Annotated in this window: 2 protein-coding genes; both read left to right on the top strand. The window is 61.8% G+C overall.

The features are described from left to right. Positions 1–419 (top strand): GNAT family N-acetyltransferase (locus tag EN906_RS33685; protein ID WP_164777590.1); only part of this gene is annotated, 419 nt, incomplete at its 5' end. Positions 420–647: 228 nt separating this feature from the next. Then, positions 648–1,559, top strand: a 912-nt coding sequence (locus EN906_RS33680) for a hypothetical protein (RefSeq protein ID WP_164777589.1), incomplete at its 3' end; no start/stop codon positions are given.

The raw sequence follows: 1,559 nt of genomic DNA, 5'->3' as shown, positions 1-1,559 counted from the left end.
CCGTGCACCGGCTGGCCGAACAGGACATGTGCCGCATCCATTCGCTGACGCTCGACGGCCGCACCATCGCCTGCCTGATCGTCTTCGTCGAAGCCGGCATCGCCTATACCTGGAAGACGGCCTATGACGAGACGCTGGCCAGCTATTCGCCCGGCACGCTGCTGATGATCGAGGTGACCAGGCAGCATCTCGACGATCCCAACATCATGATGACCGATTCCTGCGCGGTGCCCGACCATCCGGTGATGAGCCGGCTATGGGCGGAGCGCAAGCCGATGGGCACGCTGGTGATCGGCCTGGCGCCGGATGCCGACCGCCTCACCCGCCAGGCCGCCTCGCAACTGCACCTCTACCGCGAGACCCGCAACATGGCCCGCCTGCTGCGCAACCGCATGAAGAGCCTGTTGGGGCGGCGCTGAGAAAAGGCAGGGTGCGGTTCTGGAGAATGGCACATCTTCGCTGCAATATTTGACGGGTGGGTGACCGGGAGTTTACTTCGGTTGCCAGCAGGCAAACGCGAATATTGATCTCTGCTTATAAAAAAACGAGATTTCTCGCAGAAATTTCCAGTGAAAGCCGATAAAACCTACTCGCATTCTTGTTCTTAATTCACGATAATCTAGTGATTCGGTAGCGATGAGAGAGAAATGTCGCTGAATCATGAGGCCAACGGCGCCCGGCACATCAGTGCGGAGGATAGCGCCGTTGTCCGAAGGGCCGACGAAGACTTCGACGAACTGATTCGAAGCATTCGAGCCGCAACGTATCAAGCTTTGCCTCTCTTCGAAGAGGAGCCCGTGACCGGATTGGCCCAGTCAGACACGCTGGCCGCCTCCCTCGGCTCGACTTCGGCCCGGACGGGCTCGAGCCAGGCCCGCGCCATGCGCGGCTCCTCGCCCTTGTCCAACGACAGGCTGGATCCACGTGCCGGTGACGACTCGGCGTGGTCGTTGGTTGACCACGATGTGGGCAGGCTTGATGCGCAAACGCACGATGCCGACGCTCCCGATACCGACAAATGGGAATTGCAGGAAGAGGTGGCGAAGCTGCAGCGCTTGCAGGATCGCACCTCGAAAGAGCTTGGGCGAAAATCGCGCGAGCTATCGATCGCGAGCAAGACCATTGCCGACCTGGAAGTCCAACTCAACAGGGCACGGCAGACCATTGCGCAAGCGGACAGGCATGCCGGCCAGCGCGCAACGCGGTTCCTCGAAGCGAATGTCGAGGTCGAGCGTCTGGGCCGGAACCTGGCGCGCGTGTCGGGGCAATTTCGCGACGAGATCATCGCCAGGCAAGCCGCAGAGCAGGCGCGTGAGGACGTTGCATCGCGGCTCGCCAGCTTGCAACAGGCCGCCATGCTGCTTCGTTCCAAGGTCGCGGATTACCAGCTCCACAACGAAAGACTGACCGGCAAACTGTCTGCGCAGATGCTGGTGCAGCAGGACCTGCAGGTGCGGCTGTCCACGCTCGAGCATCAGCGCGGCGTTCTCGGCGATTGCGCCGCCGCCGCGCAGGAGCGGGCCGTCGAACTTGAAAAGAGGTTGCGCTCGCTCCAGCGC

Source organism: Mesorhizobium sp. M7A.F.Ca.CA.004.06.1.1 (genome assembly GCF_003999135.1).
In the GTDB taxonomy this organism is placed as follows: Bacteria; Pseudomonadota; Alphaproteobacteria; order Rhizobiales; family Rhizobiaceae; genus Mesorhizobium.
The sequence above is the reverse complement of the archived record's forward strand: the minus strand, read 5'-3'. Positions and strand labels throughout refer to the sequence as shown.